This window comes from Bradyrhizobium sp. UFLA03-84 (assembly GCF_002289535.1).
GTDB lineage: Bacteria > Pseudomonadota > Alphaproteobacteria > Rhizobiales > Xanthobacteraceae > Bradyrhizobium > Bradyrhizobium viridifuturi.
The window spans coordinates 165841-182448 of the sequence record NZ_NSJY01000016.1; the positions used below are offsets into that span (position 1 = coordinate 165841).

General features: G+C 65.3%; 18 protein-coding genes. 8 read left to right on the forward strand and 10 right to left on the reverse strand.

Features of this window, described 5'->3' with window-relative positions; translation table 11 throughout:
- The first annotated feature begins 1 nt into the window (after window position 1).
- Entirely contained in the window at window positions 2-928 is a 927-nt protein-coding gene (locus CK489_RS30745; RefSeq protein ID WP_095734972.1) for an AEC family transporter, read from the forward strand.
- Window positions 929-966: 38 nt separating this feature from the next.
- On the opposite strand, the gene CK489_RS30750 is transcribed toward CK489_RS30745, so the two are convergent.
- On the reverse strand, window positions 967-2178 hold the full coding sequence (locus CK489_RS30750; RefSeq protein WP_095734973.1) for an ABC transporter substrate-binding protein: 1212 nt from the start codon (window positions 2176-2178) through the stop codon (window positions 967-969).
- Window positions 2179-2583: 405 nt separating this feature from the next.
- Here CK489_RS30750 and CK489_RS30755 point away from each other — a divergent pair, with 405 nt between their 5' ends.
- Window positions 2584-3258: a hypothetical protein gene (locus CK489_RS30755; protein WP_143278267.1), complete on the forward strand. Its 675-nt coding sequence runs from the start codon at window positions 2584-2586 to the stop codon at window positions 3256-3258.
- 5 nt (window positions 3259-3263) lie between these two features.
- Here the strand turns inward: CK489_RS30755 and CK489_RS30760 are convergent, their stop codons facing one another.
- From CK489_RS30760 to CK489_RS30780, 5 genes are all read right to left on the reverse strand, one after another.
- Window positions 3264-4034, reverse strand: coding sequence for a CPBP family intramembrane glutamic endopeptidase (locus CK489_RS30760; protein ID WP_050627488.1), 771 nt, complete (start codon window positions 4032-4034; stop codon window positions 3264-3266).
- A 17-nt stretch (window positions 4035-4051) separates the two neighbouring features.
- Window positions 4052-5695 carry an acyl-CoA dehydrogenase family protein gene (locus CK489_RS30765; protein ID WP_095735193.1) on the reverse strand — a complete coding sequence of 548 codons (1644 nt, stop codon included), beginning with the start codon at window positions 5693-5695 and terminating at the stop codon, window positions 4052-4054.
- Window positions 5696-5829: 134 nt separating this feature from the next.
- The gene (locus tag CK489_RS30770) at window positions 5830-6282 is read right to left on the reverse strand and encodes a hypothetical protein (RefSeq protein WP_095734975.1); all 453 of its coding nucleotides are present in this window, start codon (window positions 6280-6282) and stop codon (window positions 5830-5832) included.
- 26 nt (window positions 6283-6308) lie between these two features.
- Entirely contained in the window at window positions 6309-6722 is a 414-nt protein-coding gene (locus tag CK489_RS30775; RefSeq protein WP_050627447.1) for a hypothetical protein, read from the reverse strand.
- A gap of 128 nt (window positions 6723-6850) precedes the next feature.
- A complete protein-coding gene (locus CK489_RS30780) occupies window positions 6851-7618 on the reverse strand; it encodes a M15 family metallopeptidase (protein WP_095734976.1) in 768 nt (255 codons plus the stop codon).
- Between the two features lie 186 nt (window positions 7619-7804).
- Between CK489_RS30780 and CK489_RS30785 the strand changes: the two genes are divergently transcribed.
- From CK489_RS30785 to plsY, 3 genes are all read left to right on the forward strand, one after another.
- The gene (locus CK489_RS30785; protein ID WP_026192854.1) at window positions 7805-8758 is read left to right on the forward strand and encodes an aspartate carbamoyltransferase catalytic subunit; all 954 of its coding nucleotides are present in this window, start codon (window positions 7805-7807) and stop codon (window positions 8756-8758) included.
- A gap of 5 nt (window positions 8759-8763) precedes the next feature.
- Entirely contained in the window at window positions 8764-10065 is a 1302-nt protein-coding gene (locus tag CK489_RS30790) for a dihydroorotase (RefSeq protein ID WP_095734977.1), read from the forward strand.
- Between the two features lie 232 nt (window positions 10066-10297).
- Window positions 10298-10894 carry a glycerol-3-phosphate 1-O-acyltransferase PlsY gene (gene plsY, locus CK489_RS30795; RefSeq protein ID WP_095734978.1) on the forward strand — a complete coding sequence of 199 codons (597 nt, stop codon included), beginning with the start codon at window positions 10298-10300 and terminating at the stop codon, window positions 10892-10894.
- 114 nt (window positions 10895-11008) lie between these two features.
- Here plsY and CK489_RS30800 read toward each other — a convergent pair whose 3' ends face one another.
- Complete coding sequence (locus CK489_RS30800; protein ID WP_095734979.1) at window positions 11009-12247, reverse strand: amidase; 1239 nt, start codon at window positions 12245-12247, stop codon at window positions 11009-11011.
- Window positions 12248-12350: 103 nt separating this feature from the next.
- On the opposite strand from CK489_RS30800, the gene dprA reads away from it, so the two are divergent.
- Complete coding sequence (dprA, locus tag CK489_RS30805) at window positions 12351-13466, forward strand: DNA-processing protein DprA (RefSeq protein WP_095734980.1); 1116 nt, start codon at window positions 12351-12353, stop codon at window positions 13464-13466.
- 139 nt (window positions 13467-13605) lie between these two features.
- On the opposite strand, the gene CK489_RS30810 is transcribed toward dprA, so the two are convergent.
- Window positions 13606-14004 (reverse strand): winged helix-turn-helix transcriptional regulator, encoded by a 399-nt coding sequence (locus CK489_RS30810; RefSeq protein WP_095734981.1) that lies wholly within the window; start codon window positions 14002-14004, stop codon window positions 13606-13608.
- Window positions 14005-14103: 99 nt separating this feature from the next.
- On the opposite strand from CK489_RS30810, the gene CK489_RS30815 reads away from it, so the two are divergent.
- Entirely contained in the window at window positions 14104-14712 is a 609-nt protein-coding gene (locus CK489_RS30815; protein ID WP_050627453.1) for an FMN-dependent NADH-azoreductase, read from the forward strand.
- A 56-nt stretch (window positions 14713-14768) separates the two neighbouring features.
- Here the strand turns inward: CK489_RS30815 and CK489_RS41920 are convergent, their stop codons facing one another.
- Window positions 14769-14939 carry a hypothetical protein gene (locus tag CK489_RS41920; RefSeq protein ID WP_094193845.1) on the reverse strand — a complete coding sequence of 57 codons (171 nt, stop codon included), beginning with the start codon at window positions 14937-14939 and terminating at the stop codon, window positions 14769-14771.
- Window positions 14940-15099: 160 nt separating this feature from the next.
- Window positions 15100-15873, reverse strand: coding sequence for an SDR family NAD(P)-dependent oxidoreductase (locus tag CK489_RS30825; protein ID WP_095734982.1), 774 nt, complete (start codon window positions 15871-15873; stop codon window positions 15100-15102).
- A 161-nt stretch (window positions 15874-16034) separates the two neighbouring features.
- Between CK489_RS30825 and CK489_RS30830 the strand changes: the two genes are divergently transcribed.
- Complete coding sequence (locus CK489_RS30830; protein WP_050627454.1) at window positions 16035-16514, forward strand: winged helix-turn-helix transcriptional regulator; 480 nt, start codon at window positions 16035-16037, stop codon at window positions 16512-16514.
- Window positions 16515-16608 lie beyond the last annotated feature (94 nt).

Sequence of the window (16608 nt, forward strand, 5' to 3'; positions counted from 1 at the left end):
GATGGCCGTGGTGATCGCGGCGCTGTTGCCGGTGTTCTTGCTGATCGTGCTCGGCTTCATCCTGAAGCGCACGCTGATGCGGCTCGACAGCCAATGGCATGGGCTGGAGCAGCTCACTTATTACGTGCTGTTCCCGGTGCTGCTGGTGCAGACGCTGGTCAAGGCCGATTTGACCAAGGTGCCGGTCGCCGGCGTCGGCGGCGCGCTGCTGCTGGCGGCGCTTGTGATGTGCCTGCTCTGTCTTGCCCTGCGGGCCCCGCTGGCCCGCGCCGGCGTCGACGGCCCCGCCTTCAGCTCGATCTTCCAGGGCGCGACACGCTGGCAGACCTATGTCGCGCTGTCGGTGTCGCGCAATCTCTATGGCAGCACGGGGCTCGCGCTCGCCTCGGTCGCGATGGTCGCCATCATCCCGCTGGTCAATGTCTTCAGCGTCGCCGTGCTGGCCAAATATGCCTCCTCGGAGAAGCGGTCCGTGAGCGCCATCGTGATGACCGTGCTGAAGAACCCGCTGATCTGGGCCTGCGTGATCGGGCTCGTCATCAACGTCGCGCACATCCCGCTGCCGCAGATCTGGCACGATGTCGCCGACGCGCTCGGCGGCTCGTCGCTGGCGATCGGCCTGCTGGTGACCGGCGCCGGGCTGCATCTGGAAGGCATCTTCCGCCCCAGCCTCGCCGCCAGCATCGCACTGGTGCTGAAGCTGGTCCTGATGCCGGTGCTCACGGTCGCGCTCGCGGTTTGGTTCGGCGTCACCGGCGCCAATCTCGCCATCGTCGCCGCCTGCGCCGCGGTGCCGACCTCGCCGTCAGCCTATGTGCTGGCGCGCCAGATGGGCGGCGACGGCCCCCTGCTCGCCCAGATCATCACGCTGCAGACGATCCTGGCTGCGATCACCATGCCGATCGTGATCGCCGCGGTCGGGCCGTAGGCGCTTGATGTTGTGACCGAGCGGGCGAAGCGTCGTCGCTACTTTCCGGACGAACCAGTGAACGCCGTATCGAGCACATCGCCGATCGGCTGCCAGCTGCGGCCATCAAATTGAAGCAACCGCAATTGCTCGACCGGTCGGAAGTGATCGGTGTTGATCTTGATGCCCGGGAGCAAGGCCGATGCCTGATAGTCCCTGAGCGCGGCGGCCTGCTTCATGACGTTTTCGCGCGACAGATCGTTGCCGCATTGCCTGAGCACCTGGACCATCGTTTCGGCGGCCGCATAGCCATAGACGGCGGCAGCGTCGTCCTTGCCGCCGGCTTTGGTATATTTGTCCAGGAAGCTGTGCCAGGCGCCCTGATCTTCCCTCCAGGCCGGATCGCTCGCATCCTTCAGGAAGGCGGCGGTGATGACGCCGGTCGCGTTCTCCGTGCCGGCCGGCTTGAGCACCGTCTCAATCGATGACGCCATCTGGTTCACGACAAATACCGGCCGCCAGCCATGGTCGGCCGCCGCCCGGATCACCTTGGCGGCATTTTCTGGCACGCCAGCAAACACGAAGACCTCGGCGCCCGATTGCTTCAGGATCGAGATGTGGCCGTCCAGATGCTGATCGTCGACATCATAGGCGATGTCGACCCTGATGTTGTGGGCGACGTCGCCCAGCCCTTGCACCAGCCCCTTGAACAATTCACGGCCGAACTGGTCGTTCTCCCAGAGCGCCACGATCTTCTTTCCAGGATAGAAAGCCTGGATATAGTTGGCGTAGATCCGCCCCTCCTCGCGGTATGATGGCTGCCAGCCCATGGTCCACGGAAAGGCCGACGGCTCGCCGAAGTCCTGATCGCCGGAGGCAACGAAAAGCTGGGGGACTTGCCGTTCGTTGAGATACTTCCGCACGGCGAGATTGTCCGGCGTCCCGAACGAACCGAACATCAGGAGCACATTGTCGGTCTCGACGAGAATGCGCGTGAGGTCCATCGCATTGGAGGCGTCGGACAGATCGTCGTAGGACATGAAGCGGACCTTGCGGCCGTTGATCCCGCCGCGTTCGTTGATCATGTCGAAATAGGCGGCTTCGGCCTTGCCGATCTGGCCGAAGATTTCCAGCGTGCCGCTATACGGCATCAGATTGCCGATCCGGATTTCGGTATCGGTCGCACCCTGGTCGCGCACCTGCTGCGTGATGGCGCCGAGAGACACCAGCGCGACGACGCCGGCCAGAACAGTTCGGAACAACGTAGCCATGGCAAGAGCTCGCACGACGGCAGCCGCCGCTGCCTGTTTTCGATCCGGCCCGCGCTCATTCGTAGATTTAGATCATAGCACTATGACGGAGGCGCTTGCATCCTCTTCGTCAGGTTCCCGACGCGCTGCTGCTCGTCCGGCCCACCTCGCTGCGGACGATTTTGGCGCCGATCGGTACAGGTCGTGATCGGCGCGGTGGGGCATTGGAGGCGCACTTGCAGAATCATCACGTCCGCTCTGCCTCGCATGGCGACGTCAAGGCGCACGCGTCTATGCGTCGGCCCTGGGCCAAAAGCCTTCGTTCGCGGAAAATGCACACAAATCGACTTTTTGCCTTTACCGTCATTTCAAGTCTACGTTGCTAGACCCATGCGTGCCTTTTGATGCAACCAGCGGGCCGCATGCGTGAACAACAATTCCAATTCGTCGGCCTTTGACTCCCGTCAGCTCTGCCTCTGGCTCGCGACCCTTTCGCCCGGCGATCTGTCCGTAAATGAAGGCGCGGCGGCACGCCCCGGTAGCGCGATGATCACATCGGTGGGGAGCCACAATGATGTGCTGTGGTCGCAGATGGAGCGCGCAGACTGGACACAACGGATCGCAGTCGACGACGTGCCCATGGCGCACCTGGCAAGCAGTTACACCTTCACTGAGGCGGGCGCGCGCGCCGTGCGGACCGCACTTGCCGAGCTTGTCAGCCGAAAAGTGCAGCTCATGAGGAACGTCAAGGGCTTCGACGCTAGCGCTCCGGAACGCGTGAGGCAGCTGTGCGGTGTCTTCAGTTGGCTGGGCCTGAGAACAATTTCCCAACTAACGCTTGCGCAGGAAGCGAAGCCCAGGACCGGTGAAGCCCAGGCTCGGCAGCGCGACTGCATCCTGGCACTGGAAGAGATCCGTAAGGGTGTTTCAATGGCTGGACTGTACATCGCCGAGGCCATTTCGCGTGGTCCCGACAGCGATGTTGGCCAGGACTGCCTCGAGCGGACTACCAAAGGCCTGCGCTATGCAGAGCAATGTCTGATGGAATGGACGGCCGAGATGTATGCCGAGCGCCCCGGCAAACCCTCACTGCTGTCCTGAGCCGATCAGCCCGCCAGCCACCAGGTCTGGATCGTTGCGGCAAAATTGTTCAGCCCGTGCAGCAGGATGGTCAGCCAGGTCGAGCCGGTGCGGAAGCGCAGATAGCCGAACAGGAGCCCGATCGTCAGCACCTGGCAGAGGAAGAACCAGTCGTACTGAAGGTGCATCACCGTCCACACGAGCGACGACAACAGGATCGCGCCATACGGGCCGAGCCTGGATTCCGACCAGCCGCGATAGAGCCAGCCGCGCGCGAACAGTTCCTCCCATAGCGGCGCGGCCACGGCGAAAGCGATCACCAGGAGCCACAGCGCGCTGTGCTCCTGTGCCGATTTCAACACGTCGCCCATGAAGCCAGGCGTCACCTCGCGGCCCGCGGCGCGGGACACCATGTCCCAGGCGCCGACCAGCACGACGAGCGCGACGATGCCGATGATCACGTTCCTCCACGACGTGCCGCGCAGCCCGAGATAATCGGCGAACGAAATCCGGGTCCGGCGGATCGCGAACCACAGCACCAGCAGCACCATCGGCAGGCCGGCGAGGACCGAGAGCGAGATCGTCAGGCCGTCCGCGACCACATGGGTGATGCCGGCCGCCGACAATTCGCCGCCCTGCGCGATGATGCGCCAGACGATAACGGCGACCTGGCCGACGAACATCGCGGCGAAGATCAAAAAGCCCCACACCGCGGTGCCCCAGAACTTCCAGACCCGCGGGGGGCGCGGCGGTGGCTCGAGGGAGGCCGGCGGGTTATCGGGATTGAGAGCGTCCATCGGCAAACCTTCATGGTTCATGGCAACGCCCGCGCCAGCAGCGCGCGCTGATCGGCATCGGATAGGTCCACCGCGCCGTACATGCCGGCGTGGCGTTCGGCAAGCCTTGTCGCCGCAAACAATTCGGCATTGTCAGGCGAAACCTGGTTGAGCGCCGCTGACGCCGCCAGCAGCGCCAGCTGCTCGACCGCAAGCCGCGCGATGCGTTCGCTGTCCGGGCGGCGGAACGCTTGACCGATCGACGCAACGGCCTCTGTGGCGCCCGGCAGACCCTTGGTCTCATCGGCGAGCGCACGCAGCACGGCGAGCGCGGCATCGGCCTCGCGGCCGAGTGCGCGCAGCACGTCGAGGCACATCACATTCCCCGAGCCTTCCCAGATCGCGTTGACCGGCGATTCCCGATAGTGTCGCGCCAGAATGCCCTCCTCGACATAGCCATTGCCGCCGAGGCACTCCATCGCCTCATAGAGGAAGCCGGGCGCGCTCTTGCAGGTCCAGTATTTGATCGCCGGCGTCAGCAGCCGCATGTAGGCGGCCTCGCCCGCATCGGCTCCTGCGCGGTCGAAGGCGCGGCAGAGCCGCATCACCAGCGCGACCGACGCCTCGACATGCAGCGCCATGTCGGACAGCACCGCCTGCATCAACGGCTGGTCGGCGAGATGCTTCTGGAACACGCTGCGGTGCCGCGCATGATTGAGCGCATGCGCCAGCCCCGAGCGCATCAGGCCTGCGGATGCGATCGCGCAATCCTGCCGCGTCAGCTGTACCATCTGGATGATGGTGCGGATGCCCTTGCCCTCCTCGCCGATCAACTCGGCATGAGCGCCGTGGAATTCGACCTCGGACGAGGCGTTGGAGCGGTTGCCGAGCTTGTCCTTCAGGCGCTGGAAGTGGATCGCGTTGACGGTGCCGTCGGGCGCAAAGCGCGGCATGAAGAAACAGCTCAGACCGTCCTTCGCTTGCGCCAGCACCAGGAACGCGTCGCACATCGGCGCCGACATGAACCATTTGTGCCCGGTGATGCGCCAGGCGTCGCCATCGCGCTCGGCGCGCGTCATGTTGGCGCGCACATCGGTGCCGCCCTGCTTCTCCGTCATGCCCATGCCGAGCGTCATGCCGCGCTTGGTCCACCACGGCGCGAAGCTCGGGTCATACGCGCGCGTGCCGATCACCGGCATCGTCTTCGCGAGAATGTCCGGCTGCGAAACCAGCGCCGCGACCGAAGCGCGCGTCATCGTGATCGGACAAAGGTGGCCAGTCTCGACCTGGGAAGCGATGTAGAATCTCGCCGCGCGCACTACCTCGGCCGCGCCGCCGGCCGGCTTGCCGTCCGCAGCCCAGGTCGAATTGTGCACCCCGGCATGGGCGGAATGCGCCATCAGCTCGTGATAGGCCGGATGAAACTCGACCTCGTCGCGGCGATTACCCCTGGCATCGAAGGCGCGCAGCTTCGGCGTGTTCTCGTTGGCGACGCGGCCGCGCTCGGCCATAACAGCGGAGCCCCAATGCTTGCCGAAATCGGAGAGCTCAGCTGACGCCGACGCCCCGCCATTGGCGGCCACCGCGGCCACGAGCGGCGCATCGGTCGAGAACAGGTCGATGTTCTCAAACGGCGGCGATTGGTTCAGCACGTCGTGGGTGGCGAACGGAGCCTGCGTCATGGTCTCCTCGGGATGGTCTTTCTGCGGCATAGTACCCGGACAACTGGCCTGCTCCGGTCGGGGATCGCGGCAGCTGGAATCGTGGGATAATAAGCCCGCGCGCCGGCGCGGGGCAGCGAAAAATGCGCACTCGGCTAGATGCTTCCGTGGCTCGGCGCGTGGCGGCCGAGCTTAAGATCCAGCCAGTCGTTGGCGCGGGTCTTGTTGGCATCGTTGCGGGACGCCTGGACGGGGAAGATGTCGCCGGCGTGCAGCGGGCGGTCGTCGGGATAGGCCGCCGTCTGCAGATTCGACTCATGCGTCGCCCCGTCCGCCGGGGAGATATAGGCAAACCGGATCTCGATCTTGTGCTTGATGTCGTAGCCCTGCCATTTCGGATGGTTGCGCGCCAGAAGTTCGGCGAGCTCGCACGGCAGCAGATCGGAGCTCGAGCTCCGATTGCCCTCGGTCTTGTCCAGATAGCACTGCTCCTTGACGCTGCTGACGCGCGCATCGATCGGGCGGAAGTTCACCCGCTTGTCGAACTCGCGATAGGCGTAGAAGCCCGCAAGGCCGATCACGATCATCCCGTAGACGCCGATACGCATGACGAGCTCCCAAACCGCCGCGATGATCAGATCATGCGCGTCTTGTCCGCCTTGGTCTTGGAGGCCAGCACCGGAAACATGTCGCCGGCGCGCAGCGGCTTGCCGTTCGGGAAGTAGGACATCTGCAGGCTCGACTGATGCGAGACGCCGTCGACCGGCGAGACGTAGACCACGCGAACCTCGATCTTGTGCCTCAGGTCGTAGCCCTGCCACTTCGGATGCTCCTTGCGGAGCAACTCGGCAACCTCACAACGGGTCAGGTCAGAGGTCCACGTCGTCTTGGTGATGACGCCGCGCTCGACCTTTTCCAGATAGCATTGCTCGTTGACGGCACTGATGCGTGCATCGACACGCTGATAATTCGCGCCCTTGTCGTATTGATCGTAGATCGCGATGCCGGCGGCGCCGACGGCAATAAGTGCAAAGGCTGCTAAACGCATGCTTCGTGCTCCCGCAATGCCCGCACCTCACACGGCCACAATTAAAGAGTGTTGAAACGGCATTCAGCCACTTATGCGATGGCAAGCTTTGTCTTGCCGGAATGCCTCGGATTTGAGGAAAACCGGCGCTAGTGCCCGCGTGTGATCGGGAAATCGTAGGCCGAGCCACCGGCCCCCGGCAGCGAAAAGTGCCACCACTCCTTTGAATAATTCACAAATCCCTGCCCGGCCATCGCCGCGACCAGCCTCGCCCGCCAGCGCTTCTGCGCCGGCGTGATCGAGCCGGTGGCGGTATGGGCCTTGATATCGGAACAGTCATAGCCGGTGCCCATGTCGACGCTGCCCTCCGGGGCACGAGCTGTGGCCGGCGCAGTGCAGTCGGCATAGTCCTTGACCGGATCGAACTTGTGCGAATTGTCGGCGCCAAGATCGACCAGCGTGAGATCGACGGCAGACCCGGTCGAATGACCGGAATGGGTGGCGATATAGCCGAGGCGGAACAAATCCACCTTCGAGAATGCCGGGTTGTAGCGCCGTTCGGCGGCGGTCTCCTTGCCGTTCCGCGACCACGCCACCATGTCGGCGACCGCGCGGGCGGGCCGGTAGCAGTCGAACATCTTCAGCGACAGTCGTTGCCGCGCCAACTCCTGCTGCACGGCCTTGAGGCGCAACCCCACCTCCCGCTTCACCACGCATTGCGCGGCGCCGTAGCCCGCGATCGGCCGCCCCATGAAGTTGTTCGCACCGGCGTAGCGGATGTCCTGGATGATGGTCGGGTCGATGTCGCGGAGAAATACGAAGTCGCCCGGCAGGCCCTGAGCGAGCGCCGGCCAGATCAGGCCCGCAACAGCGACGGCGATCACGACAATTTTCACGAGCGCACGCTCCGGCGTCATCGCCGGGTTGATCCCCGGCCCTCCAGTTCTTGTTCCGGAAACACCTGCAAAAGCAAGGCGCGGATGCCCCGCGGAAGCCCGGTCGTGGCGGCCGGGAAACCCTGCCGCATCTTACTCGGGGAAAACTCCTGAGGGCCCTCTTCGCGCTTGCCCCACCGGCCATCCGCGCCTATAGCTCTGGCTTTAATGACCCCATCATTGAAATCGACTTTTGTCCTTGGTCACCGGCATCTGCTGGGTATCGAGGGCCTTTCCGCCGACGACATCACGGGCCTGCTCGACCTCTCCGAGGAGTACGTCGAGCTCAACCGCCAGGTCGACAAGAAACGCGCCAGTCTGCGCGGCCGCACCCAGGTCAATCTGTTCTTCGAGGCCTCGACCCGGACCCAGTCCTCGTTCGAGATCGCCGGAAAACGCCTGGGCGCCGACGTCATGAACATGTCGGTGTCATCGATGTCGACCCGCAAGGGCGAGACCTTGATGGACACCGCGGTGACCTTGAACGCGATGCATCCCGACATCCTGGTGGTGCGCCACCATGCCTCCGGCGCGGTCGAGCTCTTGGCGCGCAAGGTTGACGGTTCCGTGATCAATGCCGGCGACGGCAGCCACGAGCACCCGACCCAGGCCCTGCTCGATGCACTGACCATCCGCCGCAACAAGGGCCGGCTCGAGGGGCTCACGATCGCGATCTGCGGCGACGTGCTGCATTCGCGCGTGGCGCGCTCCAACATCTTCCTACTCAACACGATGGGCGCCCGCGTCCGCGTGGTGGCGCCTTCCACATTGCTGCCGCCCGGCATCGAGCGGATGGGCGTCGAGGTCGCTCGCGACATGCGCGAGGGGCTGAACGGCGCCGACATCGTGATGATGCTGCGGCTGCAGCGCGAGCGCATGAACGGCTCCTTCGTGCCGTCGTCGGGCGAATATTTCCACTATTTCGGCCTCGACCAGAAGAAGCTCGGCTATGCCAAGCCGGACGCGCTGGTGATGCATCCGGGCCCGATGAACCGCGGTGTCGAGATCGACACCTTCGTCGCCGACGGCGCGCAGTCGCTGATCCGTGAACAAGTTGAAATGGGTGTGGCAGTGCGCATGGCGGTGCTGGAAGCGCTCGCCCGCAACCTGCCGAACGCGTGAGACCGATGCTGACCGATCGCCGCCCCATCCTGCTCGCCAACGCCCGTGTCATCGATCCGTCGCGCGACTTCGACGGTCCGGGCGACGTCCTGATCGCCGACGGCGTGATCCGTGACGCCAAGCGCGGCATCGGTGCCGCCGGTGTCCCCGAAGGCACCGACATCGTCAACTGCGCCGGCAAGATCGTGGCCCCGGGCCTGATCGACATGCGCGCCTTCGTCGGCGAACCCGGCGCCAGTCATCGCGAGACCTTCGCCTCCGCCAGCCAGGCCGCGGCCGCCGGCGGCATCACCACCATCATCTGCCAGCCCGACACCTCGCCGGTGATCGACAATTCGGCGACCGTCGACTTCGTGCTGCGCCGCGCCCGCGACACCGCGATCGTCAACATCCATCCGATGGCGGCGCTGACCAAGGGCATGCAGGGCCACGAGATGACCGAGATCGGCCTGCTCAAGGCCGCTGGTGCCGTGGCCTTCACCGACGGCGACCGCAGCGTCACCAACGCCCAGGTGATGCGGCGCGCGCTGACCTATGCCCGCGATTTCGATGCGCTGATCGTGCATCACACCGAAGACCCGCATCTGGTCGGCGAAGGCGTCATGAACGAAGGCGAGTTCGCCACCCGGCTCGGCCTCGCCGGCATCCCGACCGCCGCCGAGTCGATCATGCTCGAGCGCGACATGCGGCTCGCAGGCCTGACCGGCGGGCGCTATCACGCGGCGTCGCTGACCTCGACCGAGTCGCTGGAGATCCTCAAGCGCGCCCGCGACGCCGGCCACAACGTCTCGGCCTCGGTCTCGATCAACCATGTGACGCTGAACGAGAACGACATCGGCCCCTACCGCACCTTCCTCAAGCTGGCGCCGCCGCTGCGCACCGAGGACGACCGCCGGGCGCTGGTCGCGGCGCTGGCCTCCGAGCTGATCGACGTCGTGATGAGCGATCACAATCCGCAGGACGTCGAGGTCAAGCGGCTGCCGTTCGCGGAAGCGGCCAGCGGCGCGGTCGGCCTGCAGACCATGCTGCCGGCGGCGCTCCGGCTGATCCACAATGGCGAGATGGAGTTCAAGACGCTGATCCGGGCGATGTCGACCCGGCCGGCGGAACTGCTTGGCCTGCCCGGCGGCACGCTGCGCGCCGGCGCCCCGGCCGACGTGATCGTGATCGACGCCGACACCCCCTGGGTGCTCGACCGCGACGACCTCAAATCACTGTGCAAGAACACGCCGTTCGACGACGCCCGCTTCTCGGGCCGCGTGACGCGGACGATCGTCGGTGGTCGGACGGTTTACGAACACGTCTGAAGCGTTTTCGGAGTGGAACCTAGCGCGCCGCGAGTTGCGACATCGCCTCCATCGTCGTTCCAACGACGATGGCCGCAACGTAAACGACAAAGAAAACCTGCTCCAGCCGCCTGCGAACAGAAGCCATGATAAGCTCCCTCATTTTCACGGCCATGGTGCGGATTGATGGTTAATATTTCGTTGACGGATTCGTCCAAATTGGACCGGACCGACCGTCCGGGGAGCCACCGCGATGTCTGCTGACGCGTTCCTGCCGGCCGCCTTGCTGATCGGCTATCTCCTGGGCTCGATCCCGTTCGGCATGATCCTGACGAGGCTCGCCGGCACCCAGGATCTGCGCACCGTCGGCTCCGGCAATATCGGCGCCACCAACGTGCTGCGCACCGGCCGCAAAGGCCTCGCCGCGGCGACGCTGATCGGCGACATGCTGAAGGGCACAGTTGCCGTCATCATCGCAGGGACGATCGACGGCCCGAATGCGGCCATGCTGGCGGCGCTCGGTGCATTCCTCGGCCACCTCTTCCCGGTCTGGCTGAAATTCCGCGGCGGCAAGGGTGTCGCGACTTATCTCGGCGTGCTGCTCGGCCTGTTCTGGCCGGCCGCGCTGATCTTTGCCGTGATCTGGCTCGGCACCGCCTACACCACACGCTACTCGTCGCTGTCGGCGCTGATCGCCGCCTTCGTGACGCCGCTGTTCCTGTGGTTCTTCGGCCACAACGCGCTCGCCTCGCTGTTCGCCGTGCTGACGCTGTTCTTGTTCTACATGCACCGCGAGAACATCAAGCGCCTGCAGGCCGGCACCGAAGGCAAGATCGGCGAGAAGAGGTAGCTCTTTGTCATTCCGGGGCTCGCGAAGCGAGATCCCGGAATCCATTGGGCCGCGCGTATTGCCGTGAAATGGATTCCGGGCTCGCGACTGCGTCGCTCCCCGGAATGACGGCACTTAGACTTTCAATGCGTCCTCGACAAAGCTCGCCGCCGCCAGCGCCTTGGCGTCGTCGCCGAAGCCCGCGATCACTGTCACGCCGACAGGCAATCCGCCCTCGGCGGTCAGCGTCGGCACGTTGACGCAGGGCACGCCCATCAAGGTCCAGAGCCGGTTGTAACGGGGATCGCCGGTCGAGGTCAGGCCCTTCGGCGCGGCGCCCGGCGCGGACAGCGTCAGCAGTACGTCGACCTCGGTGAGAGCAGCGGCGAGCGCCTGCCGCGCGCGCAGCGTGACGCCCATCGCCGCGTCGTATTCCGCCGGTGTGCCGCCCTTGCTCTCATCGAGCCGGCCGCGCAGCAGCGGCGGCATCGCATTGTAATTCTGCCGGTATTCCCAGGCGAGCGACTGATGCGCCTCGAACTCCTGCACGTCAGGATGGATCCGCCACGCCTCCGCGATGACGTCAGGCACCGCAATCTCGCGGACCTTGGCGCCCGCCCGCTCCGCCGCGCGCGCGGCCCGCTGCAGCGCCTCCGCGCCGGACGGTTCAGGCGCGCCGGCGAAAGCCTGTGTCACCACGCCGATGCGCGGCGCTGCGACCCCCGATGGCACCACCAGGTCGGGCCGCCTCGTCATCGCAGCCAACCCCAGCGCGACATCGCGCACGCCGGCGCCGAACAGCCCGACAGTATCGAGCGTCCATGAAAAACACTTCACGCCGACGGTCGGCAGCAACCGGTAGCTCGGCTTGATTGCGGCGACACCGCAGAACGAGGCCGGCCGGATCACCGAGCCGCCGGTCTGCGTGCCCAGCGCCAGCGGGATCATTCCGGCGGCGACCGCGGCCGCCGAGCCAGACGACGAGCCGCCGGGCGTGTGCCCATGATTGTGCGGATTGACCGTCGCGGTCGGATCGTTCGCCGCGAATGCGGTCGTCGTGGTCTTGCCGATGATGGTCGCACCGGCCTGCTTCAGCGCCATCACCACAGGCGCATCGGCGCGCGGCCGATGGCCGCGGTAGATCACAGCGCCCATCTCGGTCGGGAAGTCAGCGGTATCGATGATGTCCTTGATGCCGACCGCGATCCCGCGCAACGGCCCGGCAGCTTGCGTGCGCGCCGACGCGTCATGGCAGACAAAGGCGCCGATCGCCTTGTCCTGCGCAGCAATCGCCTGCAGCGATTGGCGCACGGCCGTTTCAGGCGACAGCGCGCCCTGCTCGATACGCGTTGTGAGGTCGGCAAGTGAGATCATGGGCGGCTTCCCTGAAATTGGCGGCTGCTTTTAGCGCGTTGTACCGAGCTGCGCCAATGTCGCAGTTGATCACAATCTCAGGTTGGGCGAAGCTGCACCCCTCATGCATGACCGATCCCCCAACTCCGCAGAACTCACCGAGGCCGAACGGCTCAACCGGCTGCGGCTCATCCGTTCCGACAATGTCGGCCCGCGCACCTTTGCATCGCTGCTCCGCCATTTTGGCGATGCGGCGCATGCGCTGGAGCGCCTGCCCGATCTTGCGCGGCGCGGCGGCACTTCGGGCTCCTCGCGGATCTGCAGCGAGGCCGACGCAGCCGCGGAGCTTGCGGCCTGTCGCAGGTTCGGGATCGATCTCGTCGCGCCCGAAGAAGCGCATTATCCGGCGCGGCTCGCCACCATCGACGATGCGCCGCCGCTGCTCGGCGTGCGCGGTGACCGCGACAGCCTGATGCGCCCGATGATCGCGATCGTCGGCTCGCGCAACGCCTCCGGCGCCGGGCTGAAATTTGCAGGCGCGCTGGCGCGCGATCTCGGCGACGCCGGTTTTGTCGTGATCTCGGGCCTTGCCCGCGGCATCGACCAGGCGGCGCATCGCGCAACGCTCGCAAGCGGCACGGTCGCGGTGCTCGCCGGCGGCCACGACCGCATCTACCCGCCGGAGCATGAGGATCTGCTGGCCGCCTTGCTCGAACGGGGAGCGGCGATCTCGGAGATGTCACTCGGCCACGTGCCGCGGGCGCGCGACTTCCCCCGCCGCAACCGGCTGATCTCGGGCGCCTCGCTCGGCGTCGTGATCGTGGAGGCCGCGCATCGCTCTGGCTCGCTGATCACGGCGCGGATGGCTGCCGAACAGGGCCGCGAGGTGTTCGCGGTGCCGGGCTCGCCGATCGATCCGCGCGCCGCCGGCGCCAACGATCTGATCAAGCAAGGCGCCACGCTGGTCACCGAAGCCGCCGACGTCATCAACGCGGTCACGCCGATCATGGAGCGGCCCATCATGCTCGGCGCGCGCGAAGACGACGAGCCGCTGGATTTTGCCACTGATGGCGGTGATCGCGGCCGCATCGTCAACCTGCTCGGGCCGAGCCCGATCAGCCTCGACGATCTGATCCGCATGGCGGACGTGTCACCGGCCATTGTCCGTGCCGTGCTGCTCGAGCTTGAATTGGCGGGCAAGCTCGAGCGTCATGGCGGCGGGCTGGTGTCGATGATCTAGCGACGACTAGACGGTTTGCTCTAAACCCGCACCGTCATCCTGAGGTGCGAGCAGAGCGAGCCTCGAAGAATGTACGGCCCCGCCGCTGGCCGTCGACCCTTCGAGACGCGCGCAAGGGCGCGCTCCCCAGGGTGACGGATCACCCTGCATTGCGCGCGTCAAAATCGTTCCGTGCGCCCTCGATCTCCGGTAGATGCGCGAACGCCCATTCGCCGAGCGCCATTACCGGCACCGCGAGCCCGCGCCCGAGATCGGTCAACTCGTAATCGACCCGCGGCGGAATGGTTGGAAACACCGTGCGCGTCACCAGCCCGTCGCGCTCCAGCCCGCGCAGAGTCAGGGTCAGCATGCGCTGCGAGATGCCGTTGATCATGCGCTTCAGTTCGTTGAAGCGGCGCGGTCCGTCACGCAACAGCATGATGACCAGCACGCTCCATTTGTCGCCGACGCGCGACAGCACCGAGGCCACGCCGCGGCAGTCCTGATGCTCCGCCGGATTGGGCGGCGGGCCGGTTACATGGATGTGCTCAGGTCTCATCGGTGTGCTCGGGTTTCAAAAATGTGCGTTCTTGCGGAGATTTAGGGCGGTCACTCATATAGCGCCAGTTACAAACCTATACCAAAGGTGACTTCAGCCATGAAACTTCTGCACATCGACTCCTCGGTCCTCGGCCCCCACTCCGTCAGCCGCCAGGTCTCCGCCGCTGCCGTCGAGCGGCTGCGCCAGGCCAATCCCGGCCTGGTCGTGAGCTACCGCGACCTCAGCCAGACCCCGCTCGCCCACCTCTCCGGCCTGCACCTTGCGGCCAGCCAGGGCGCGGCGCCCGACCCGTCGGTGCGCGACGACATCGCGACCGGCCAGGCGGTGCTGGACGAGTTCCTCGCCGCCGACATCGTCGTGATCGGTGCTCCCATGTACAATTTCACCATCCCGAGCCAGCTGAAGGCCTGGATCGATCGCATCGTGGTCGCGGGAAAGACCTTCAAATATGGCGCCGGCGGCGTCGAGGGACTGGCCGGCAACAAGCGCGTCATCATCGCGATCTCGCGCGGCGGCTATTACGGCGCCGACACACCGATGGCCGCGCTCGAGCACCTCGAGACCTATCTGCGCGGGGTTTTCGGCTTCATCGGTGTCAGGAATCTCGAATTCATCCCGGCCGACGGCATCCAGGTCGGCCCCGAGCATCGCGAGAAGGCGGTTGCGGGCGCGCTGCAAGCCGCTGGTAGTTTGAACGCGGCCTGATGTGATCGAACACCTGCCGTCACCCCTGGCGGCGGCAGGCCTTCAGTTGATGGAACTCAGAACCAGACGCCTTGAATGCCGCAGATGACGGCGACGAGCGAAATCAACAAGCCGATGCCGGAAAACAGCGCGACGGTCACCAACTGTGCCGTGTCTGAATTGTCTGAACTCTGGGACGCTGACGAAACGGGGATCGACGTCGAAATGCGAGCTGCTGCTTTCGGCATGACGGCACTCCAAAATGATTCCGTGGTGAAAAAATTCCCCGCCCTCTTCAGGAGTCCCGGGAGTACGACAAAGGTTCAATGCGCGCGATGATAGTCGCAGACGAACTCGGCCGGTGTGATCGGTTTCACACCGGCCGTTGCTTACAATGAGAAACAAACTTTATCCGCGATAGATCGGCGCGCCGGCGGGCGACGCCGTTGCGCCGCCATCGATAAAGAGTTCCTGGCCCTGCACATGCGCTGCGTCGTCGGATGCAAGGAACAGCACGGTCTTCGAGATGTGATCAGGTTCACCGATTCGGCCGAGCGGCGTGGACTTGCCGATCCGCTGCTCGAATGCCTTCTCGGCTTCGGGCGTTGCGATCGCCGCACCCCAGATCGGCGTTCGCACCGCGCCCGGCGCCACCACGTTGACGCGGATGTTGCGGGGCGACAGTTCTGACGCCATCACCCGCGCCATCGCGCGCACGCCGGCCTTGCTCGCGGCATAGGCCGAGTAGCCGGGATTGCCGAGCACCGAAATCACCGAGCCGTTGAGAATGATCGACGCGCCGTCATTGAGATAGGGCGCGACCGCCTGCACGGTGAAGAACACGCCGGTGAGATTGGTGCGGATCACGTTCTCGAATGCCGCTAGCGTGGTGCCGCCGATCGGCGTCTGGCCGGGAATGCCGGCATTGGCGAACAGCACGTCGTATTTGCCGAATTTCTCCGCGCCCTGCTTCACCGCGGCTTCCAGCGCCGCGACATCGGTGGCATCGGCCACGACAGCGAGCGCGTTCGGCCCAAGCTCCCTGGCCGCCGCCGCGAGCGTCTCCTTGTTGCGCCCGGTGATAACGACCTTGGCGCCTTCGGCGATGAACAGCTTTGCTGTCGCAAGCCCGATGCCGCTGTTGCCGCCGGTGATCAGTGCCGTCTTGTTTGCCAGTCTCATGTCCGCCTCCAGTTGGTTGCATTATTAAACTTCGTTGCCTACGTAGGGCATCAGGTTTAATATTGCAACCACACAAGGTCGTGATGACCCATCAAAGCGTTTTCGAGCGTGGATACCGGTTCGCGTGAAGAAAACGCGTCAACACAAGATTCCGGAGATGCGTGGTGAAGAGAACCAGCCTTGCAGGCGACAGCTGCCCGGTGGCGCGCGCGCTCGACGTGTTCGGCGACTGGTGGTCGCTTTTGATCATCCGTGACGCCAGCCTCGGCCGGCGCCGTTTCGGCGAATTCCAGGCGAGCCTCGGTCTTGCAAAGAACATCCTCGCCACGCGGCTGCGCACGCTGGTCGAGCGCGGCATCCTGAAGACGGTCCCCGCCTCCGACGGCAGCGCCTATCAGGAATATGTCCTGACGCCGAAGGGCCACGGCATCTTCCCGATCCTGGTCGCGCTCCGGCAATGGACCGAGGAGTTCGACGAGCATCCGGACGAGATCGCGACCATCATGGTGGACCGCGCCAACGGCAAACCGGTGAAGAAGCTTGCGCTGTTGTCGCAGGACGGCCGCGTGCTGGGTGCCGCGGACACGACACTGAAGCCGCGGCCTGCACCAAAGCGCGCGCGGCGCCTCGCGACTGCGTGAGTTGGGTGAAGCGCAGGCGCTCCACTGCCGTCGTCCTGGCGAGAGCCAGGACGACGAATGGAGGGAGCCTTGCGCAAAAGGCCGGCTCCCTCAT